Source organism: Aquipuribacter aurantiacus (assembly GCF_051216895.1).
Classification (GTDB): domain Bacteria; phylum Actinomycetota; class Actinomycetes; order Actinomycetales; family JBBAYJ01; genus Aquipuribacter.
Genome location: NZ_JBPKAO010000001.1, coordinates 244,761 through 265,365 on the forward strand (window position 1 = coordinate 244,761; position 20,605 = coordinate 265,365).

17 protein-coding genes and 1 tRNA gene are annotated in these 20,605 nt (G+C 71.3%); 13 read left to right on the forward strand and 5 right to left on the reverse strand.

Annotated features, from left to right (window positions below):
• Position 1: 1 nt before the first annotated feature.
• Both ACR80Q_RS01220 and ACR80Q_RS01225 read right to left on the reverse strand, forming a co-directional pair.
• Positions 2 to 163 carry an MFS transporter small subunit gene (locus tag ACR80Q_RS01220; RefSeq protein ID WP_435375717.1) on the reverse strand — a complete coding sequence of 54 codons (162 nt, stop codon included), beginning with the start codon at positions 161 to 163 and terminating at the stop codon, positions 2 to 4.
• Positions 164 to 179: 16 nt separating this feature from the next.
• Positions 180 to 1,532: an L-lactate MFS transporter gene (locus ACR80Q_RS01225; RefSeq protein WP_435375718.1), complete on the reverse strand. Its 1,353-nt coding sequence runs from the start codon at positions 1,530 to 1,532 to the stop codon at positions 180 to 182.
• Between the two features lie 216 nt (positions 1,533 to 1,748).
• Here ACR80Q_RS01225 and fdhD point away from each other — a divergent pair, with 216 nt between their 5' ends.
• Positions 1,749 to 2,549 carry a formate dehydrogenase accessory sulfurtransferase FdhD gene (gene fdhD, locus ACR80Q_RS01230; RefSeq protein ID WP_435376034.1) on the forward strand — a complete coding sequence of 267 codons (801 nt, stop codon included), beginning with the start codon at positions 1,749 to 1,751 and terminating at the stop codon, positions 2,547 to 2,549.
• Positions 2,550 to 2,689: 140 nt separating this feature from the next.
• Here the strand turns inward: fdhD and ACR80Q_RS01235 are convergent, their stop codons facing one another.
• Positions 2,690 to 4,612 (reverse strand): Xaa-Pro dipeptidyl-peptidase, encoded by a 1,923-nt coding sequence (locus ACR80Q_RS01235; protein ID WP_435375719.1) that lies wholly within the window; start codon positions 4,610 to 4,612, stop codon positions 2,690 to 2,692.
• Positions 4,613 to 4,767: 155 nt separating this feature from the next.
• Entirely contained in the window at positions 4,768 to 5,760 is a 993-nt protein-coding gene (locus ACR80Q_RS01240) for an LLM class F420-dependent oxidoreductase (RefSeq protein WP_435376035.1), read from the reverse strand.
• A 68-nt stretch (positions 5,761 to 5,828) separates the two neighbouring features.
• Between ACR80Q_RS01240 and ACR80Q_RS01245 the strand changes: the two genes are divergently transcribed.
• From ACR80Q_RS01245 to ACR80Q_RS01290, 10 genes are all read left to right on the forward strand, one after another.
• Positions 5,829 to 6,899 (forward strand): LacI family DNA-binding transcriptional regulator, encoded by a 1,071-nt coding sequence (locus ACR80Q_RS01245; RefSeq protein ID WP_435375720.1) that lies wholly within the window; start codon positions 5,829 to 5,831, stop codon positions 6,897 to 6,899.
• A gap of 163 nt (positions 6,900 to 7,062) precedes the next feature.
• A complete protein-coding gene (locus ACR80Q_RS01250) occupies positions 7,063 to 8,088 on the forward strand; it encodes an ABC transporter substrate-binding protein (protein WP_435375721.1) in 1,026 nt (341 codons plus the stop codon).
• A 132-nt stretch (positions 8,089 to 8,220) separates the two neighbouring features.
• Complete coding sequence (locus ACR80Q_RS01255; RefSeq protein ID WP_435375722.1) at positions 8,221 to 9,753, forward strand: sugar ABC transporter ATP-binding protein; 1,533 nt, start codon at positions 8,221 to 8,223, stop codon at positions 9,751 to 9,753.
• Positions 9,750 to 10,787, forward strand: coding sequence for an ABC transporter permease (locus ACR80Q_RS01260; RefSeq protein ID WP_435375723.1), 1,038 nt, complete (start codon positions 9,750 to 9,752; stop codon positions 10,785 to 10,787). Before ACR80Q_RS01255 ends, ACR80Q_RS01260 begins: the two co-directional genes overlap by 4 nt.
• A complete protein-coding gene (gene yjfF / locus ACR80Q_RS01265; RefSeq protein ID WP_435375724.1) occupies positions 10,787 to 11,842 on the forward strand; it encodes a galactofuranose ABC transporter, permease protein YjfF in 1,056 nt (351 codons plus the stop codon). The genes ACR80Q_RS01260 and yjfF overlap by 1 nt, the downstream gene beginning before the upstream one ends.
• 56 nt (positions 11,843 to 11,898) lie before the next feature.
• Positions 11,899 to 13,581, forward strand: a complete 1,683-nt coding sequence (gene araB, locus ACR80Q_RS01270; protein WP_435375725.1) for a ribulokinase — start codon at positions 11,899 to 11,901, stop codon at positions 13,579 to 13,581.
• Positions 13,578 to 14,306, forward strand: a complete 729-nt coding sequence (locus ACR80Q_RS01275) for an L-ribulose-5-phosphate 4-epimerase (protein ID WP_435375726.1) — start codon at positions 13,578 to 13,580, stop codon at positions 14,304 to 14,306. Before araB ends, ACR80Q_RS01275 begins: the two co-directional genes overlap by 4 nt.
• Positions 14,303 to 15,814: an L-arabinose isomerase gene (gene araA, locus ACR80Q_RS01280; RefSeq protein ID WP_435375727.1), complete on the forward strand. Its 1,512-nt coding sequence runs from the start codon at positions 14,303 to 14,305 to the stop codon at positions 15,812 to 15,814. The genes ACR80Q_RS01275 and araA overlap by 4 nt, the downstream gene beginning before the upstream one ends.
• 2 nt (positions 15,815 to 15,816) lie before the next feature.
• Positions 15,817 to 16,926 (forward strand): aldose epimerase family protein, encoded by a 1,110-nt coding sequence (locus ACR80Q_RS01285; protein ID WP_435375728.1) that lies wholly within the window; start codon positions 15,817 to 15,819, stop codon positions 16,924 to 16,926.
• 136 nt (positions 16,927 to 17,062) lie between these two features.
• Positions 17,063 to 17,152, forward strand: a tRNA-Ser gene (locus ACR80Q_RS01290).
• 594 nt (positions 17,153 to 17,746) lie between these two features.
• Here the strand turns inward: ACR80Q_RS01290 and ACR80Q_RS01295 are convergent.
• Positions 17,747 to 18,736, reverse strand: coding sequence for a LacI family DNA-binding transcriptional regulator (locus ACR80Q_RS01295; RefSeq protein WP_435375729.1), 990 nt, complete (start codon positions 18,734 to 18,736; stop codon positions 17,747 to 17,749).
• Between the two features lie 126 nt (positions 18,737 to 18,862).
• Here ACR80Q_RS01295 and ACR80Q_RS01300 point away from each other — a divergent pair, with 126 nt between their 5' ends.
• Together ACR80Q_RS01300 and ACR80Q_RS01305 are read left to right on the forward strand one after the other, a co-directional pair.
• On the forward strand, positions 18,863 to 19,852 hold the full coding sequence (locus ACR80Q_RS01300) for a substrate-binding domain-containing protein (RefSeq protein ID WP_435375730.1): 990 nt from the start codon (positions 18,863 to 18,865) through the stop codon (positions 19,850 to 19,852).
• Positions 19,849 to 20,601, forward strand: coding sequence for an ATP-binding cassette domain-containing protein (locus ACR80Q_RS01305; protein ID WP_435375731.1), 753 nt, complete (start codon positions 19,849 to 19,851; stop codon positions 20,599 to 20,601). The genes ACR80Q_RS01300 and ACR80Q_RS01305 overlap by 4 nt, the downstream gene beginning before the upstream one ends.
• Positions 20,602 to 20,605: the final 4 nt, after the last annotated feature.

A 20,605-nucleotide genomic window follows, 5' to 3' on the forward strand; every position in this document is an offset into this window, starting at 1 on the left:
GTCAGCCGAACAGGGCTGCGACGCGGATCGAGGTCTCGCCGACGCCGTAGAGCAGGGCCGCGCCGACCAGCACCCAGAGGGCGATGGCGGCGGTCCGCTCGGCGGCCTCGGACGTGCTGGAGTGCTGCCGCGACGAGGTCGCGATGGTGGTGTCGTCGTTCATGCGGGTCTCCTGTGGCTCAGCGCTCGCCCGCGAGGGCGGGCTCGGCGGCGGTGGACGGCTCGTGGAAGCGGCTGGACACCGGACGCACGAGCAGGTTGGCGGCGAACCCGACGACCAGGACGCCGACCATGATGGCCAGCGACAGCGTGTACAGGTCCGCGCCCTCGGCGCCGCGACGCGTCTGCAGGTCGATGATCGAGCTGACGATGATCGGGCCGGCGATGCCGGCGGCGGACCAGGCGGTGAGCAGCCGGCCGTGGATGGCACCGACCTGGTAACCGCCGAACATGTCCTTGAGGTACGCGGGGATGGTGGCGAAGCCGCCGCCGTAGAAGCTGAGGATGACCACGGTGAGCAGCACGAACACCGGCAGCGACAGCGTCCCGAACAGGGTCACCAGCAGGTACAGGACCGCGCCGACGCCCAGGTACATGATGTACGTGTTCTTGCGGCCGATGACGTCGGAGGTCGACGACCAGACGATGCGCCCGGCCATGTTGGCCAGGCTGAGCAGCCCGACGTAGCCGGCGGCCTCGGCCGGTCCGACCGAGCCGAAGAACGACTGGATCATGGGCGAGGCCTGGGCGAGGATGCCGATGCCGGCGGTGACGTTGCAGAACAGGACGACCCACAGCAGGTAGAACTGCGGGGTCCGGATGGCGTTCTTCGCGCTGACGTTGGCCGTGGTCTTCATGGAGCTGGCGCCCGAGGCCGCCGGCGGGGTCCAGCCCTCGGGCTTCCAGCCCGGCGCCGGGACGCGGACGACGTAGGCGCCGAGGCTCATCAGGACGGCGTAGGTGACGCCCAGGACGACGAAGACCGAGACCAGGGCGTCCTCCGGGTTCTCGGCGAACACCCCGAGCAACCGGTTGCTCAGCGGGGACGCCACGAGGGCACCGCCGCCGAAGCCCATGATCGCCAGACCGGTGGCCAGGCCCGGGCGGTCCGGGAACCACTTGATGAGCGTGGAGACCGGCGAGATGTAGCCGATGCCCAGACCGATGCCGCCCAGGAAGCCGTAGCCCAGGTAGACCAGCCAGAGCTGGCCGGTGGCGATGCCGACGGCGGCGACGAGGAACCCGACGCTCCAGCAGGCGGCCGACAGGGCCATCGCCTTGCGGGGGCCGTTGCGCTCCACCCAGGTCCCGCCGAACGCGGCCGACAGGCCGAGCATGACGATGGCGATCGAGAAGATCACGGCGATCGGGGTGGCCTCGACGCCGAACCGGGTCTCCAGCGGGGCGTTGAACACGCTGAACGCGTAGACCTGGCCGATCGACAGGTGGACGGCGAGGGCCGCCGGCGGCACGAGCCACCGGTTGAACCCGGGACCGGCGACGGTCCGCTCACGGTCGAGAACTGCGAGCATCGTTGCTCCTCGGGAGGGGGCTGACAGGTACGGAGTCACCCGGCGAGGGTGACAGAACTGTGTACAAGTTGTTCAACGAGCAAGCAATTTCTGGTTCCTCCTCGGCGGGGTGTTGCGACGAGCGGTACCCCAGGAGCGACGAACGGTCATCCGTGCACGCCGGGGTCCCGCGGTATGGGTACCCACACATCGGGACCGCATACTTCCCGGGTGCCCATGACGAGCCGACGCCGAGTGCTGCGCCACGACACCACCACGGGCGTGACGACCCAGCGCCCCGACTCCCTCGCCGTCGAGGAGCCCCTGGAGGTGCGGCTGTCCGGCAAGCCGTTCACCGTCACGATGCGCACCCCCGGCCACGACATCGACCTGGCCCTGGGGTTCCTGGTCGGCGAGGGCGTCATCGGCGCCGCGGAGGACGTCGTCACCGTCCGCTCGCTCGACGCCGCCGTCGACGTGGTGCTGGCGCCTCACGTGCCGCCGCCCGACCCGTCGCTGGAGCGCCACGTGTACACCTCGTCCGCGTGCGGGGTGTGCGGCAGCGCGTCGTTGGAGGCCGTCGACAAGGTCGCCCGCTTCGACGTGTCCGTCGACCCTCGTCGCCTGGACCCCGCCCTGATCGCCGGTCTGCCCGACCGGCTGCGCGGACGTCAGGCCGCCTTCGACTCCACCGGGGGGCTGCACGCGGCCGGTCTCGTGGACCCCGACGGCGAGCTCGTCGTCGTCCGCGAGGACGTCGGTCGGCACAACGCGGTCGACAAGGTCGTCGGCTGGGCGCTGCGGGAGGGGCGGGTGCCGATGGTCGGCCACGTCCTCCAGGTCAGCGGCCGGGCCTCCTTCGAGCTGGTGCAGAAGGCGCGGCTGGCGGGCATCCCGGCCCTGCTGGCGGTGTCCGCGCCGTCCTCGCTGGCCGTCGAGCTGGCCGACGACGCCGGCATGACGCTGGTGGGGTTCAGCCGCGGGGGCCGGTTCACCGTCTACACCCGCACCGACCGGGTCGACCTGCCGCAGGCCTGAGCCACCGCGCAGGCACGGCCTGCCCCGGTGGGTGGACGCGATCCACCGGGGCAGGCCGTGGGTTGGTGACCGGCCGGGCCCGTGCGGGCCCGGCCGGCGGCAGGGGCGGCGTCGAGGGGAGCGACGCCTCGGGGGGAGGGTCAGCGGAGGCCGGCGGCGCGGGCGGCAGCCCGGCCCCCGACCACGGGCAGCGTGATGCTGCTGCGCGGGGCGCCGATCGAGATCTCGGCCCGGTTCTGGTCCGCGACGCTCGAGTACCCGCTGTAGGAGCCGAGCAGGACGACCCCGATCCGGTGACCGGTCTCGAACACGTAGTCCTCGGGCAGCAGCTCGAAGTCGAACCGGTTCTCGGCGCCGGGGACGAGCGGGGTGGCCTCGGTGATGCTGTCCAGGTTCAGGGCGTCCTGGATGCCCTGGGTGACCATCTCCTGCGGGTTGCTGGCCAGGGTCTTCTCGGTCTCGCGGTAGCAGGCGTCGTCCGCCGCGCTCGACAGGCCCCAGCACGTCTCCGAGTCGGCGCCCAGGGTGCGGATGCCGTCGCCGGAGGTGCTGAACCGCTCCCGGGTGCCGTAGTCGACGAGGACCGCCGCGAAGTTGGTGTCGACGTCGTTCACCTTGGCCTGCAGCGTGACGTACGGGCTGCCCGAGATGTGGAGCGGTGCGGTCAGCGGCGCGGAGCGGTAGACGAGCCGGTTGGGCTCGGCCGCCGCGGGCGGGGCGATGGCCTGGTTGCGCGACGTGCTCGGGCGGTCGGTGAAGGTGGACCACGCGGCACCGCGGCCGGGGGTGGTGCCGAGCGAGCCGGTGCCGTTGTCGGCGCCGGGCCTGAGGAACACGTCGACCGGGGCGGCGTCGGCCAGCGGCCAGGTCGGGTGGGTCTCCCACTCGTCGGGGTTGCGCTCGATGTCGACCATCGGCTCGTCCATGATGCCGTTGTCGATGTCGAACAGCTCGTGGTCGAACCAGCGGTGCAGGGTGTCGACCCACTCCTCGCGGCGGAAGTCGAACGGGTCGATGTGCCCGGTACCGGTCAGCCACAGCTTGCGCTCGACGTCGTTCTCGGCCAGCAGGTCCCACCACTGGATCAGGTGGTCGGTCTTGACGTTCCAGTCGTTGATGCCGTGGACGACGAAGACGCTGGCCGTGACCTTGTCGGCGTCGGGCAGGTAGTTCCGCTCGTGCCAGAACGGGGTGTAGTCCCCCGACTCGTCGCCGTCGTTCTCGTTGAGCCAGGTGCGGACGGGCGCGCAGTAGGCCCGTCGCGAGGGTGTGGTGACGGTGTTGGACAGGCTGCCCGGGTAGTTGGTGTTGAACCGGATGCCGTTGCTGCGCGAGTACAGGTACCAGTTCGAGATGGCCGAGATCGGGACGACCGTCTCCAGGCCCTCGACGCCCGTGGCGGCCGCGGCGTTGGCCAGCGTGCCGTCGTAGGACTTGCCGATCATGCCGGTGCTGCCGTTGTGCCAGTCGGCGACGACGGCGTTGCCGTCGGCGTCCCGGCCGGGTCGGCGCCCGTTCAGCCAGTCGATGGCCGCGACCGCCGACACGTTGTCGGCGACCCCGCCCGTGGTGGGGCAGCCGGTGCTGCTGCCGGTGCCGATCATGTCCAGCAGCATCACGGCGTAGCCGCGGGGGACGAAGTAGTTGTCGTAGTACAGCGGCCACTGGTCCAGCAGCCCGTCACCGTCGCTGTCGACCTTCCGCTCGGCCTCGTTGCCGCGGCCGACGGTGGCGTAGTACGGGCTGGCGTCCATGATGACCGGCGCCAGGTGCCCGTCCTCGGTCGCGGCCGGGCGCATGATGTCGAAGGCCACGACGTCGAGGACGCCGTCGGAGTCGCTGTCGACGTCGGAGGTGACGAACACCTTCTCGCGGATGGCGTCGTCGTAGCCGAAGACCGGCTGCGTGACCCCGTCGGCGACGGTGAGCACCGGGGTCTCGACCTCGGTGCCCTGGGCGTTGGCCGGGGCGGCGAGGGTGGCCAGCAGCACGGTGGACAGCGCGGCGGCGACCACGGCCGCCCCTCGACGGGCCTGACGTTGGTGGGACGGGCTGAGCTGCATGGGTCCTCCGCCGACGGGCGACCCCCGAGCGGGCCACTGGACGGAGTTCTATCGGGACTTCACGAACGATCGGTCAGTCGATACCGGATCGTTACACAACTCACCCGAGCGGCGGTTGAACCGTGACGACTCGACCCGGTTTGTCCAGTTCGGGCTCAGTCGCGGAGGGCGGGGACGACCTCGCGCTCGAACAGCTCGATCCCGCTCGTGTCGTACGCCGCCTCGGGGAAGTAGAGGATCGGGTACGTCATGCCGGCCGCCACGAGCGGGCGCAGCTTCTCCACCACCTGCTCCGGCGTGCCCACCGCCGGCAGGTCGGGTGCGTTCGAGGCCACCTCTCGTTCCAGGGCCTCCGGCGGGACGAGGCCCTGCAGCCGCGAGCGTCGCTGCGCCAGGCGGTCGGCCACCTCGGTCTCGTCCCGGCCGATGACGACGTTGTAGTTGGCGCTGCGCGTGATGCTCCCGAAGTCCCGGCCCAGGTCCCGGCAGTGGCCCGCGAGCACCTCGGACTTGTGCGTGAAGCCCTCGAGCGTCCCGTCGAAGTTGGTGTACTGCGCGTGCTCGGCCGCGATCCGCAGGGTCTTCCTCTCCCCGCCGCCGGCGACCCACAGCGGGATCCCGCCCTCCTGCAGCGGCAGCGGCCGGCACAGCGCGCCGTCGGTGCGGTAGTGCTCACCCGCGTAGGTGGACGTGCCCTCGGTCCACAGCTGGCGCATGATCTCGACACCCTCGCGCAGCATCGCGAGGCGCTCGCCCGCGCCGGGGAACCCGTAGCCGTAGGCGCGCCACTCGTGCTCGTACCAACCGGCGCCGATGCCCATCTCGACCCGCCCGCCCGAGATCACGTCGATCGTCGCGGCGACCTTGGCCAGGTAGGCGGGGTTGCGGTAGCCCATGCACGAGCACATCTGCCCCAGCCGCACCCGGTCGGTGACGGCCGCGAACGCCGACATCAGGGTCCAGGCCTCGTGGGTGGCCTCCTGCGTCGGCTCCGGCACGGTGTGGAAGTGGTCGTAGACCCACAGCGACTCCCACGGGCCGGAGTCGGCGCGCAGGGCCAGGGCGCGCATGGCGTCCCACTGCTGCGCCGGGTCGATCCCGACCAGGTCGAGGCGCCAGCCCTGGGGGACGAAGAGGCCGAACCGCAGCGTCGCGTCAGTCATGGCGGCGACGGTATCCCGGAGGCCGGCGGGTCGGGTTCCAGTAGCCTCGACCGGTGGACCTGGCCCGTCGCCCGCCGTCGATGGCCGACGTGGCCGTGGTGGCGAGCGTCTCCCACCAGACCGTCTCCCGGGTGCTCAACTCCCACCCCAGCGTCCGGCCCGAGACGCGGCAGCGGGTCCTGGACGCGGTGCGCGAGCTCGGGTACCGGCGCAACAGCGCCGCCCGGGCCCTGGTCACCCGCCGCACCGGCACGATCGGCGTGCTCACGACGGGGTCCGCGCTGTACGGGCCCATCAGCACCCTGGTGGCGCTGGAGGAGGCGGCCCGGCAGGCCGGGTTCTTCGTCAGCGTGGCCACGCTGCGCCAGTTCGACCCCGACACCATGGACGGGGTGCTCGAGCACTTCATGAGCCAGGGGGTCGAGGGCATCGTCGTCATCGCCCCGCAGGACGCCGTGGCCGAGGCCGTGGACGCGTTCCGGGCGCCGCTGCCGGTGGTGATGATCTCCGCCCGGCCCGACGGCGAGCCGCACGAGACCACCGACGCCCACCCGCCCGGGGCCGCCACCGTCAGCGTGTCGGTCGACCAGCGCCTGGCCGCGCGCCTCGCCACCGAGCACCTGCTCGGCCTCGGTCACCGGACGGTCACGCACCTGGCCGGCCCGGCGGACTGGTTCGACGCCCGCGAGCGGGAGGTCGGCTGGGCCGAGACCCTGCGCGAGGCCGGGGCGCCCGCCCCGGAGGTGCTGCGCTGCGACTGGGGTGCCGACCGGGGGTACGAGGAGGGGCGGGCCATCGCGGCGGCCGTCCTGCGCGGTGACGGGCCGACGGCGGTGTTCGCCGGGAACGACCAGCTGGCCCTGGGCCTGCTGCACGCGTGCGCGGAGGCCGGGGTGCGGGTGCCGGAGCAGCTGTCGGTGGTGGGGGTCGACGACGTGCAGGGCGCGGCCCACTTCATGCCTCCGCTGACCACGGTGCGGCAGCCGTTCGACGAGCTCGGCCGGCGTTCGCTGGCCTCGATGCTCCTCGCGCTCGGCGCCGAGCCCGAGGTGCACGCGCGTGAGCTGATCCGCCCCGTGCTGGTGGTGCGGTCCAGCACGGCCCCACCGCCCGCCCGCACCTGAGGACGTCGCGCCGGACCCTGCTCGACGACACCCGTCCGTCATGGGTCGGGTCTTGACGAGTGAATGTGTGTTAACGCTAACATCACCTCAACCGCGGACCGGGTCCTCCAGAGCCGTTCCGTCCCCCGGCACCGAGGTCGGGACGCATCTCGAGGAGGAGTGCATGAAGCGCATCACTGGTCCGCGGACCATCAGGACGGGTGCCCTGGTCGGCGCCATGTTGCTGGCCCTGTCGGCGTGCGGCGACGGCGGCGGGTCCACCGACGACGGCTCCGCCGCGGCCGGGGGCGGCGGTGACGCCCCGGCGGAGGGCGAGCTCATCTCCGTCGGCTTCTCGCAGGTCGGCGCGGAGAGCGGCTGGCGCGCCGCCAACACCGCCTCGATCCAGGAGACCCTGACCGAGGAGAACGGCTTCGAGCTCAGCTTCTCCGACGCCCAGCAGCGGCAGGAGAACCAGATCCAGGCCATCCGCAGCTACATCGCGCAGGACGTCGACGTCATCGCCTTCTCGCCCGTCGTCGAGACCGGCTGGGACGCCGTCCTCGAGGAGGCCGCGGCCGCCGAGATCCCGGTCGTCCTCACCGACCGTGCGGTCGACACCCCCGACGAGGACCTGTACGTGTCCTTCATCGGCTCGGACTTCGTCGAGGAGGGCCGGCGCGCCGGGGCCTGGGTGTCGGAGAACCTCGGCACCGAGCCCATCAACGTCGTCGAGCTCCAGGGGACGACCGGTTCGGCGCCGGCCAACGACCGCAAGGAGGGGTTCGAGGCGGCGATCGCCGACAACCCCAACGTCACCATCTCGGCCTCGCAGACGGGCAACTTCACCCGTGCCGAGGGTCGCCAGGTGATGGAGGGCTTCCTGCAGTCCGAGGACCAGATCGACGTCCTCTTCGCCCACAACGACGACATGGGCCTCGGGGCCATCGAGGCCATCGAGGCCGCCGGCCTGGTGCCGGGCGAGGACATCCAGATCGTCACCATCGACGCGGTGCGTGACGGGATGCAGGCGCTGGCCGACGGCAAGATCAGCTTCATCGTCGAGTGCAACCCGCTGCTCGGGCCGGACCTGGCCGAGATCATCCAGTCGGTCGTCGCCGGCGAGGAGGTCGAGAAGCGGATCGTCGTCGAGGACCAGGAGTTCGACCAGGAGGCCGCGATCGAGGCCCTCCCGGACCGGCAGTACTGATCCGGCCGACCGGTCACCGACCGGTCACCGAGTCACCCCGGGGTGCGGTGATGCACCGCCGCACCCCGGGGGATCCACCCCCCGTCCTCCGCCCCGGCGGGCAGGGGCGCGACCGGGCGAGAGAAGGCTGGCATGACGACGACGTCGGACCGGGCACCGGTGGTCCGGATGAGCGGCATCTCGGTCGAGTTCCCCGGGGTCAAGGCCCTGCAGGAGGTCGACCTGACGCTGCACCCGGGTGAGGTGCACGCGCTCATGGGCGAGAACGGCGCCGGGAAGTCGACGCTGATCAAGGCGCTGACCGGGGTCAACCGTCTCAGCGCGGGGACCATCCTCGTCGGGACGAAGGAGCAGGTGTTCACCTCCCCGGCGCAGGCCCAGGCGGCCGGCATCAGCACGGTCTACCAGGAGGTCAACCTCTGCGAGAACCTGTCGGTGGCCGAGAACATCATGCTCGGCCACGAGGCCCGCCGCGGCCCCTTCGTCGACTGGCGCACCACCCGGGCCCGGTCCAGGGAGCACCTCGCGGCCCTCAACCTGGACATCGACCCCGCCTCGTCCCTGTCGTCGCACTCCCTGGCGGTGCAGCAGCTCGTGGCCATCGCCCGGGCCATGGTCGTCGACGCCCGTCTTCTCGTCCTCGACGAGCCGACCTCGAGCCTGGACGCCGACGAGGTGCAGCAGCTGTTCGCCGTGATGCGCACGCTGCGCGACCGCGGCGTCGCGATCCTGTTCGTCTCGCACTTCCTCGAGCAGGTCTACGCGATCAGCGACCGGATGACCATCCTGCGCAACGGCCGCCTGGTCGGGGAGTACCGGACGGCCGAGCTGCCCCGCCTGGAGCTGGTGTCCAAGATGATCGGCACGTCGCTGGAGGTGCTCGAGCAGCTGCAGGAGGCGCCCAAGCGCAGCGAGGTCCGTGACCGCGGCGAGCCGTTCCTGCGCGCCGTCGGGGTCGGTCGCAAGGGCTCGGTGGAGCCGTTCGACCTCGAGGTGCACCCGGGCGAGATCGTGGGCCTGGCCGGGCTGCTGGGCTCGGGCCGCACCGAGCTGGCCCGCCTGCTGACCGGCGCCGACCGACCCGACTCCGGCACCACGACCGTGCAGGGTCGCCCCGTCCGGCTGCGCACCCCCCGGGTGGCCCTGGGCGAGGACATCGCGTTCAGCTCGGAGAGCCGCAAGACGGAGGGCATCGTCGGGGACCTCACCGTCCGGGAGAACATCGTGCTGGCCATGCAGGCCGAACGGGGGTGGGCCCGGCGCATCCCCCGCAAGGTGGCCGACGAGGTCGTGGCCCGCTACGTCGAGGCCCTCGGCATCCGGCCGGCCGACCCCGAGGCGCAGGTCAAGAACCTGTCCGGCGGCAACCAGCAGAAGGTGCTGCTCGCCCGCTGGCTCGCGACCGAGCCCCGCCTGCTGGTCCTCGACGAGCCGACCCGCGGGATCGACGTCGGGGCCAAGGCCGAGATCCAGCGCCTGGTCGCGAACCTGGCCGCCGAAGGGATGTCCGTGGTCTTCATCTCCGCCGAGCTGGAGGAGGTCGTCCGCCTCAGCCACCGGATCACCGTCATGCGTGACCGGCGCAAGGTGGCCGAGGTCGCCAACGACGGCATCACGGCCGACGACGTGGTCCAGCTGATCGCCGGGACGGAGGTGCCCGCATGAGCACCGTCGTCGCCCTGACCCGGCACCGGTTGTTCTGGCCGCTCGCGGCCCTGGTCGGCCTGCTGGTGGCCAACACGCTGCGTGCCCCCAGCTTCCTGGCGGTCACCGTGCGGGACGGCCAGCTGTACGGGGCGGGCATCGACATCCTGCGCAACGGCGCCCCGCTGCTGCTCGTGGCGCTCGGCATGACGCTGGTGATCGCGACCCGCGGCATCGACCTGTCCGTCGGCGCGGTCGTGGCGATCTCCGGGGCGGTGGCGACGTCCTTCATCGCGTCCTCGCCCGACCCCTCCTCGCCGGTCACCGTCATGGTGGGGGTGAGCATCGCCGTCGCGCTGTCGTTCGTGCTGGGGACCTGGAACGGGTTCCTGGTCTCGGTCGTGGGGATCCAGCCCATCATCGCCACGCTGGTCCTGATGACCGCCGGTCGCGGGGTGGCCATGCTGATCACGGGCGGGCAGATCACCACCCTCAACAGCGAGCCGTACCGCTACATCGGCGCCGGCTACCTGCTGGGGCTGCCCGTGTCGGTGGTGTTCGCGGTCCTCGTCCTCGTCGTCGTCGCGGTGCTCACCCGGCGGACGGCGCTCGGCATGCTCATCGAGGCCGTCGGCATCAACCCGGCCGCCAGCCGCCTGGCGGGGCTGCGGTCGCGCGGCATCATCTGGCTCGTCTACGCCCTCGCCGGCACCTTCGCCGGTCTCGCGGGCCTGATGATCAGCGCCAACACGATGGCGGCCGACGCCAACAACGCCGGGCTCTTCATCGAGCTGGACGCGATCCTGGCCGTCGTCATCGGCGGCACCTCGCTGGCCGGCGGCAAGTTCTCGCTGTCCGGCACGCTGGTCGGGGTCCTCGTCATCCAGACCCTCACCATCACCGTCACCGTGCTCGGCGTCCCGCCGTCGGTCACCCCCCTGTTCAAGGCCGTCGTCGTCATCGCGGTCGTGCTCATGCAGGCGCCGCTGGTGCGGGACCGGCTCCACCCCGGACGCCGTCCCCCCGCCCCCGCAGCAGTCGAGGTGAAGGCCTGATGGTCACCCAGCACGTCACCCCCGGGACCCGTCCCGGCGCGGCCGACGGCGGCGCCGGGGGCGGCAGGCGCCCGACCGCAGCGGCGTTCCTCCGTCGTCGTCCCGGCCTCGACCGCCGCTACGTCCCGCTGGCCGGCGCGCTGCTGGTGTTCGGCGCCATGCTGCTGATCGGCGGGCTGCGCTACGACAACTTCCTGTCCGGCGCGGTCATGTCGAACCTGTTCATCAACAACGCGTTCCTCATCGTCATCGCGGTCGGCATGACGTTCGTCATCCTGACCGGCGGCATCGACCTGTCGGTCGGGGCGGTCGCCGCGCTGTCGGGCATCCTCGCGGCCTACCTGTTCCAGGCCGGCTGGCCGGCCCTCGTGGTCATCCCGCTGGTCGTCCTCGTCGGCTCGTTCATCGGCCTCGTGGTCGGCGTGATGGTCCACTACTTCGAGGTGCAGCCGTTCATCGCGACGTTGGCGGCGATGTTCCTGGCCCGCGGTCTCTGCTACGTCATCAGCCTGTCGGCCATCCCGATCACGAACGAGACCATCGTCTCGATCTCCGGCACCCGGTACACGTTCGGGGACGGCTGGGCCATCACCCCGAGCGTGATCATCGCGCTGGCGGTGGTCGCGGTCGCCGTGGTCGTCCTGCACCTGACCCGGTTCGGGCGCACGGTCTACGCCATCGGCGGCGGCGAGAGCTCGGCCCTGCTCATGGGCCTGGCCGTCGCGCGGACCAAGGTCGCCGTCTACGTCATCAGCGGCACCTGCTCCGGGATCGGCGGGTTCCTGTTCGCCGCGTCCTCCCGCTCGGGCTACTCGCTGATGGGTGTCGGCCTCGAGCTGGACGCCATCGCCGCGGTCGTCATCGGTGGCACGCTGCTCGTCGGGGGCAGCGGGTACGTCCTGGGTTCGGTGCTCGGTGTCCTCGAGCTCGGCCTGATCCAGACCATCATCACGTTCGAGGGCACCCTGAGCTCCTGGTGGACGCGCATCGTCATCGGGGCCCTGCTGCTCGCCTTCGTCGTCCTCCAGCGCACGCTGAGCCTCGGCCGGCGCTAGCCGGGACGACGCGAGCACGACCCCACCATCACCGGCACCGGAAGGAACCAGCCACCATGACCGACCAACCCACGGGTACCGACCAGGAGACCTACGTCGTCGGGGTCGACTACGGCACCCTCAGCGGGCGCGCCGTCGTCGTCCGGGTGTCCGACGGCGCCCAGCTGGGCACCGCCGTCACGCCGTACGCCCACGCCGTGATGGAGGACGAGCTGGTCGCGACGGGGGCGGCGCTGCCGCCGGACTGGGCGCTGCAGGTGCCGTCGGACTACGTCGACGTGCTGCGTCAGGCCGTGCCCAAGGCGCTCGCCGACAGCGGCGTGGACCCGTCCCGGGTGATCGGCATCGCCACCGACTTCACCGCCTGCACCGTGCTGCCCACGCTCGCCGACGGCACCCCGCTGTGCGAGCTGCCCGACCTGGCCGACCGGCCGCACGCCTACGTCAAGCTGTGGAAGCACCACGCCGCCCAGCCCCACGCCGACCGCATCAACGCCCTGGCCCACGAACGCGGGGAGCCGTGGATCAACCGCTACGGCGGCAAGATCTCCAGCGAGTGGGAGTTCGCCAAGGGCCTGGAGCTGCTGGAGGAGGACCGCGAGGTCTACGACCGGACCGCGCACTGGGTCGAGGCGGCGGACTGGATCGTCTGGCAGCTGTCGGGACGCTACGTCCGCAACGCGTGCACCACCGGCTACAAGGCCATCCACCAGGACGGGCGGTACCCGTCGCGGGAGTACCTGGCCGCGCTGAACCCGGACTTCGCCGACTTCGTGGCCGACAAGGTCGAGGCCCCGATCGGCCAGCTCGGCGACCGGGTCGGCGGGCTGACCGCCGCGGCCGCGGCCTGGACCGGGCTGCCCGAGGGCATCGCGGTGGCGGTCGGCAACGTCGACGCCCACGTCACCCCGCCGGCGGCCGCGTCGGTCGGCAACGGTCAGATGACGCTCATCATGGGCACCTCCACCTGCCACGTCATGAACTCCGACGTGCTCGCCGAGGTGCCCGGCATGTGCGGTGTCGTCGACGGGGGCATCACGGCAGGGGCCTACGGCTACGAGGCCGGGCAGAGCGGCGTCGGCGACATCTTCGGCTGGTTCGTCCGTACGTCGGTTCCGGAGGACTACGCCGTCGCGGCGCGCGAGGCCGGGCTCGACCTGCACGAGCACCTGACGGCGCTGGCCGCGCGGCAGCAGGTGGGCCAGCACGGCCTCGTCGCGCTGGACTGGCACAACGGCAACCGCTCCACCCTGGTGGACCACTCGCTGTCCGGGGTGGTGCTCGGCCAGACGCTGCAGACCCGCCCGGAGGACACCTACCGCGCGCTGCTGGAGGCCACGGCGTTCGGCACCCGGACCATCGTCGAGGCGTTCGAGTCCTCGGGGGTGGAGGTCACCGAGCTCGTCGTGGCCGGGGGTCTGATCAAGAACCGGCTGCTGATGCAGATCTACTCCGACGTGACCCGCCGCTCGCTCAGCCTGCTCGACGCGGAGCAGGGTCCGGCGCTGGGCTCGGCCATCCACGCCGCCGTGGCCGCGGGTGCCTACGCCGACGTGCACGCGGCCTCGGCGGCCATGGGCAAGGTGGTGCGCAACGCCTACGAGCCCGACGCGGCGTGCGCCGACGCCTACGACGAGCTGTACGAGCAGTACCGCGGCCTGCACGACCACTTCGGGCGCGGCGGCGACGACGTCATGAAGCGGTTGCGCGCCATCCGGGCCCGGGCGGTGGCCCGGTGAGCGGCGGGGCGACGGTCCCGACGGTGGTGCCCGACCGTGCGGCGGAGGCCGTCGCCACCCTGCGTCGGCGGGTGTCGGACCTGCACGCCGAGCTGGTCCGCTACGAGCTGGTGGTCTGGACCGCCGGCAACGTGTCGGCCCGGGTGCCCGGTGAGGACCTGATGGTCATCAAGCCGTCGGGGGTGTCCTACGACGACCTGACGCCCGAGTCGATGATCGTCACCGACCTGCACGGTCGCGTCGTCGAGGGCGACCTGAGCCCGTCCAGCGACACCGCCGCCCACGCCTACGTCTACCGCCACATGCCCGAGGTCGGCGGGGTGGTGCACACCCACTCCACCTACGCCGCGGCCTGGGCCGCCCGGGCCGAGCCCGTCCCGTGCGTGCTGACCGCCATGGCCGACGAGTTCGGCGGGGACATCCCGGTGGGCCCGTTCGCGCTGATCGGCGACGACTCCATCGGGCGCGGCATCGTGGACACGCTGTCCGGGCACCGCTCGCCCGCGGTCCTGATGCAGAACCACGGGGTGTTCAGCATCGGTGCCGACGCGCGGGAGGCGGTCAAGGCCGCGGTCATGTGCGAGGACGTGGCGCGTACCGTCCACCTGGCCCGCGTGCTCGGCCCTACCGTGCCCATCGACCCGGCCGACGTCGACCGGCTGTACGAGCGCTACCAGAACGTCTACGGGCAGCCGTCAGGCACCCACCAGGAGGACCACCGATGAGCACGCCGCTGCAGACCCCGGACCGAGAGGTCTGGTTCCTGACCGGGAGCCAGGGCCTGTACGGCCCGGAGACCCTGGACCAGGTCGCCGAGCAGTCCCGCACCATCTCCGAGGCGCTGGAGGCCAGCGGGGCCGTGGGGGTGAGGGTCGTCTGGAAGCCCGTGCTGACCGACGCCGACGCCATCGAGCGGATGGCGCTCGCGGCCAACGCCGACCGGGCCTGCGTCGGCGTCATCGCCTGGATGCACACGTTCAGCCCGGCCCGGATGTGGATCGCGGGCCTCGACGCGCTGCGCACACCGCTGCTGCACCTGCACACCCAGGCCAACGTCGCGCTGCCGTGGCAGACGATCGACATGGACTTCATGAACCTCAACCAGGCCGCGCACGGCGACCGGGAGTTCGGCTACATCCAGACCCGGATGGGCGTGGTCCGCAAGACCGTCGCCGGGCACGTCAGCGACCCCCGGGTGCAGTCACGCATCGGGGCCTGGGCCCGCGCGGCCCGCGGCTGGGCCGAGGCCCGCTCGCTGCGCCTGGCCCGGTTCGGCGACACCATGCGCGACGTCGCGGTCACCGAGGGGGACCGCACCGAGGCGCAGTGGCGCTGGGGCGTCACGGTCAACGGCTACGCCGTCACCGACCTGGCCACCGCGGTCCACGACAGCGCCGACTCCGACGTCGACCTGCTGGTCGAGGAGTACGAGGAGACCTACGACGTCGTCCCCGAGCTCCGTCGTGGTGGTGAGCGTCACGAGTCGTTGCGGTACTCCGCGCAGATCGAGCTGGGTCTGCGGCGGATGCTGACCGAGACCGGCGCGCACGCGTTCACGTCCAACTTCGAGGACCTGGCCTCGCTGCGCCAGCTGCCCGGCATGGCCGTGCAGCGGCTGATGGCCGACGGCTACGGCTTCGCGGGCGAGGGCGACTGGAAGACCGCGGCCCTGCTGCGCATCCTCAAGGTCGCCGGCGAGGGCCTGCCCGGTGGGACGTCGTTCATGGAGGACTACACGTACCACCTGGGCCCGGGCCGGCCCCGGATCCTCGGTGCGCACATGCTCGAGGTCTGCCCGTCCATCGCCGCCGGCACCCCTCGGGTCGAGATCCACCCGCTGGGCATCGGTGGTCGCGAGGACCCGGTCCGGATGGTGTTCTCCGCCGTCACCGGCCCCGGCGTGGTCGTCGGCATGGCCGACATGGGCGACCGGTTCCGCCTGGTGGCCAACCAGATCGAGCTCGTCGAGCCGGACGAGCCGCTGCGCTCGCTGCCCGTGGCGTGCGCCGTGTGGGAACCCGCCCCCGACCTGGGCACCTCGGCCGAGGCGTGGATCATGGCCGGCGGCCCGCACCACACGGTGCTGTCCACCGCGGTCGGCGCCGACGAGCTGCACGACCTGTCCGAGATCGCCCGCACCGAGCTGCTGGTCATCGACGACGCCACGACCCCGCGGGGGTTCGCGCAGGAGCTGCGCTGGAACGCGGCCGCCTACTCGGCCGGTGTCCGCTGATCGTGACCACGGTCCCGCATGGGGTGCAGGAGCACGTCCTCGGCGAGGGCCCCGTCCGTCTGCACGTGAGCACGTACGGGGCCGCGGTGCACCGGCTTCGGCTGCTGGACGGCCGCGGCCCGGAGGACGTCGTGCTCGGCCACGGGGGCCTGCCGGACTACGTGGCCGAGCGCGACTTCATGGGCGCGACGGTGGGGCGGTACGCCAACCGCATCCGCGGCGGGACGTTCACCCTGGACGGCACGCGTCACGAGGTGCCCGCCAACGACGGTGGCGCCGCGCTGCACGGCGGCCCTGACGGGTTCGACCGCCGGGTCTGGCGGACCGTGCGGGCGTCGGGGGCGGAGGTGGTGTTGTCGCTGAGCAGCCCGGACGGCGACCAGGGGTTCCCCGGGACGCTCGACGTGCTCCTCACCTACCGTGTCGTCGGTCCGGTCGTCTCCATCGGCTACGAGTACCGCTGCGACGCCCCGACGGTGGTCAACCTGACCAACCACAGCCACTTCGACCTCTCGGGCGAGGGCGGCGACGGGGTGGACGCCCACCTGCTGCAGGTCCCGGCCTCCTCCGTCACCGAGGTCGACCCCGAGCTGCTGCCCACCGGGCGCCTGCTGCCCGTCGACGGCACCCCGCTCGACCTGAGGGCGGCACGGCCGCTGCGTGACGTCGTCCGGTCGGTCCACCCGCTGATCACCGCGGCCAAGGGCATCGACCTGGACTACCGGGTCGACGGGTGGCGCGGTGACGTCGGCGCTGGTGACGTCGGTGCTGGCGACGTCGGTACTGGCGACGTCGAGGGCGCGGAGGCCGGTGCGGCTGCCGCCGAGGGCGCGGACGCCGCGCTCCGGTTGATGGCCCGTCTCGAGCACCCGGGCACCGGCCGCGCCCTGCAGGTCCGCAGCGACCTCCCCGGCGTCCAGGTCTACACCGGCAACTTCTTCGACGGGACGACCGTCGGGCGGTCGGGACGCCTGCTGCGGCAGGGCGCCGGGGTCGCGCTGGAGACCCAGCTGCCACCGGACGCACCCAACCAGCCCGGCTTCCCGTCCGCGGTCCTGCGCCCGGGCCAGGTCGGGCGCACGACCACGACCTGGACCTTCACCCACCTCTGACGCACGGTTCGCGCGCTGGGAGTACACCGGGCATACCCCCAGCGTCGTCGTCGGTGGCCGACGACGGCCATGGGGTGCCTGTCGCCGAACCCGACGGTCCTGCCCCGACCTGACGCATCCGGCACACTGGGCCTCTGGAGGGCTGTCCGAGCGGCCGATGGAGACGGTCTTGAAAACCGTTGAACGTTTAACCAACGTTTCGTGGGTTCGAATCCCACGCCCTCCGCTGGACACGATGCGCTGGACGAACCGGCATGGCAACCCGTCTCGTGAGTTGTCCACAAGCACGTAGCCCGGTCGGGGGCGTCGACTGTCAGGTCTCGCCCGCCTCGACCAGCACGGTGCGGGGTTCGTCCAGGCGGATGCCGGCCGCGCTGAGCACTCCGCGCAGTGCGACCACGGCGAGGCTGACGCCCTCGGTTCGTTCGGCCGTCGGGCCGGAGCTGCCGCAACGGGGGCGAGCATCGCTGAGGTAGCGACGTCCAGGTTGCAGCCGGCGTCCCCCTGCAGCCGGAAGGCGTTGCGCGCGAGGGTCAGTGGGTCCGCCCTTGAACGCGAAGCTCGCCGCCACCGACACGATGCCGAGCTCGCCCGGACGTCCGCCACCCGGACTGACGGGAACGCCAGGGTGGCGGACGGGAGGGGGGTGGTGGAACACCCGCGTCCGGGTCGATCGTCCGCCTCGCGTCAGCCCCGACGGACCAGCGGACGGAACGCGAGACCAACCTCCACCACGAGTACCACGATGACCCGCGTCGGCAACCCTCCGGATGGCAAACTCGGGTGACCGAGTGGTCTGCGGCGGGTCGCCGGGACCGGCTCAGGAAGGACTGCTCGCCCCAATCACCAAGTCGGGTTCGAACCACCGCGACGACGGCTCGTCGTCAGATTCCACAAGCGATCGGATCGAGCGCGCCATCTCCTCAACAGGCTGACGGACCGTGGTCAGTGACGGGTGGGCGAACGCCGCGGCTCCGATCCCGTCGAAGCCGACCACACGGAACTCGGCGGGAACTGAGCGGCCCTCGTGAAGCAGGTGTGTCAGGACGCCCAGTGCGATGACGTCGGCCGCGGTGACGACCGTGGCGCCGGTCCAGCCGTCAGCGAGGATGCGGGCCGCCGCCTCGCGACCCCAGGCCGCGGAGAAGTCGCCGAGCAGAGTTGGAACCTCAGGGGAGAAACAGCGACGCATCCCGTCCAGGCGTTCGTGGGCGGAGGATGAGTCCGGCGTGGCGCCGACGTAGACGACTGGGTGCGAGCTGACGTCGACAGCGGTGGCGACATGATCGCAAACGAGTTGCATCCCCGCCCGGTTGCTGACGCCGACGTAAGAGGCCGCGGTCCCCTGAACTCGGCGGTCGAGCTGGATGGTGTGCACGGCGGCTGACGCAGCGGTGACGGTCGGCTCGCTGCGCTGCTCGTGCACGGGGATGAGCACGAGCGCGTCGACCTGGCGGCCCAGGAACGATCGGACCCCTCGAGCTTCGATCTCCAAGGACCCGTCGGCGCTGAACACCAGCAGGTCGATCCCGGGGTCGGAGAAGGCGCGGGACAGCTGCTGGGCCAGCGCGGAGAAGTACGGGTTGTCCAGGTCGGGCACGACAAGCCCGACGGTCGACGTGCGGGTCTGACGCAGAGCCCGACCGACGAGGTTGACGTGGTAGCCCAACTGCTCAGCGGCCTCCGTCACCCTGCGCTGCATGGCCGGGTCCACGGCCCGCGTGCCGCTAAGGGTCCGGGAGACGGTCGCCACCGACACGCCTGCTAGCCGCGCGACGTCAGCCATCGTGGCCGAGCGGGTCGACGGCACGACGGCCTCCTGTCAGGTCGGTGAAGGTCGGACATCGATTTCCCGCTAAGTCTCGACTAAGCGGGTGTGCTGTGTCTACAGTCACCCACCAACCCGGCAATCGATTTCCCACGAAGCGAGGACCCCATGACCCGACACTTCCGCGTGGCCGCCTGGGCGGCCGCCGCCACCCTCACGCTCGCCGCATGCAGCACGGGCAACGAGCCGGCCGACGCCGCCGACGACACCAGTGAATCGGGTGCTGCCGCCGCCGACGGCACCAGCGAGCCCGCCGACGGGTGTGTGATCGGCATGACGCAGATCAACCAGACCGCCACCTTCTTCACCCAGATGAACGAGGGTGCGGAAGAGGCCGCCGAGGAGGCGGGGTGCGAGCTGCAGATCGCCAACGCCAACAACGACTCAGCCAAGCAGAGCAGCGACATCGAGAACTTCGTGTCCCAAGGCGTAACCGGCCTCATCGTGGTGGCCATCGACGTCAACGGCGTGCTTCCTGCCCTGGAGCAGGCCACCGCGCAGGGGATCCGGACCGTTGCCATCGATGCCGAGCTCGAGGAGGGGGCTGTCGACACCTTCGTCGGGGTCGACAACGAGGCTGCCGGAGCGGAAGCGGGTCAGTGGGTCGTCGACCAGGGGCTTGCCGAGGGGGCCAGCTACGGCGTGGTGAACGCCCGCAGCTCGTTCATCCAGAACCAGCGCGAGGACAGTTTCCGAGCGGTCGTGGACGGATCGGGGTCGACCTTCACCCAGGCGGTCGACGGTGAGAACGTGCAGGAGCAGGCTGCCACAGCCGCCCAGAACTTGGTGACAGCCCAGCCCGACCTCGATTTCGTTTACACCACAGGCGAACCGGCCACTGTGGGAGCCGTTGCCGCACTCGATCCCACCGGCGACAACAAGGTCATCGGCTGGGACCTGACCGCAGAGGTCATCGCGGGTATCGACAGCGGGCTAGTCACTGCTGTCGTGCAGCAGGACCCGCGCCAGGAGGGCGTGGAGGCCGTCAACGAGCTTGCCGCCCTCCTCGACGGCGAGGAGCCGGCCGGTTTCATCGATGTGCCCATCGCCATCGTCACCTCGGAGAACGTCGACGAGTACCGCGAGATCTTCGAGTGACCTCTGAGTCCCGGGACATCTCGACGCCGCGCGTCGAGATGATAGGCATCCGCAAGCGCTACGGGGCGCTCGACGTGCTGCGTGGTGTCGACCTCACCGTCGGGCGGGGTGAGGTCGTTGGATTGGTCGGAGACAACGGCGCCGGCAAGTCGACCCTCATGAAGATGCTCGCCGGGGCTGTCATCCCGGACGAGGGGGAAGTTCGTGTCGACGGGGCGGCGATAGCGGGCTCCGGCCCGCGGGCGGCTCGGGCCGCGGGCATCGAGATGGTCTATCAAGACCTCGCGCTTTGCAACGACGTCGACGTTGCCGGGAACCTCTTCCTGGGCCGCGAGATCTACCGTCCCTTCACCCGACGGCTTGATCAGAAACGAATGCATGAAGAAGCCGCGCGGGATCTCGCCACCCTTCACATTCGAATCAGTGATACCAAGCAGCTGGTGGCCAACATGTCCGGTGGACAGCGTCAGGCCATTGCGATCGCCCGTGCTGTCACGTTCGAGCCAAAGGTGCTCGTGTTGGACGAGCCGACCGCCGCTCTCGCGGCGCGTGAGGTCGAGATGACTCTTCAGCTGATTCGCGACGTCTCTGCCCGGGGGGTCAGTGTCGTGCTGATCACTCACCGTCTTCAGGACCTCTTCGAGGTGGCCGACCAGTTCGTGGTCCTCTACGAAGGCGTCAACCACCGACAGATGAAGCCTTCCGAGACCGACCTCGGCGGTCTCGTGACCGCCATGATGGGCAAGTGACGAC

Bases quoted from the DNA above. Each gene is read 5' to 3' on its own strand.
- ACR80Q_RS01220 (WP_435375717.1), bottom strand. From the start codon at position 163: ATGAACGACGACACCACCATCGCGACCTCGTCGCGGCAGCACTCCAGC.
- ACR80Q_RS01225 (WP_435375718.1), bottom strand. From the start codon at position 1,532: ATGCTCGCAGTTCTCGACCGTGAGCGGACCGTCGCCGGTCCCGGGTTC.
- fdhD (WP_435376034.1), top strand. From the start codon at position 1,749: ATGACGAGCCGACGCCGAGTGCTGCGCCACGACACCACCACGGGCGTG.
- ACR80Q_RS01235 (WP_435375719.1), bottom strand. From the start codon at position 4,612: ATGCAGCTCAGCCCGTCCCACCAACGTCAGGCCCGTCGAGGGGCGGCC.
- ACR80Q_RS01250 (WP_435375721.1), top strand. From the start codon at position 7,063: ATGAAGCGCATCACTGGTCCGCGGACCATCAGGACGGGTGCCCTGGTC.
- ACR80Q_RS01255 (WP_435375722.1), top strand. From the start codon at position 8,221: ATGACGACGACGTCGGACCGGGCACCGGTGGTCCGGATGAGCGGCATC.
- ACR80Q_RS01260 (WP_435375723.1), top strand. From the start codon at position 9,750: ATGAGCACCGTCGTCGCCCTGACCCGGCACCGGTTGTTCTGGCCGCTC.
- yjfF (WP_435375724.1), top strand. From the start codon at position 10,787: ATGGTCACCCAGCACGTCACCCCCGGGACCCGTCCCGGCGCGGCCGAC.
- araB (WP_435375725.1), top strand. From the start codon at position 11,899: ATGACCGACCAACCCACGGGTACCGACCAGGAGACCTACGTCGTCGGG.
- araA (WP_435375727.1), top strand. From the start codon at position 14,303: ATGAGCACGCCGCTGCAGACCCCGGACCGAGAGGTCTGGTTCCTGACC.
- ACR80Q_RS01300 (WP_435375730.1), top strand. From the start codon at position 18,863: ATGACCCGACACTTCCGCGTGGCCGCCTGGGCGGCCGCCGCCACCCTC.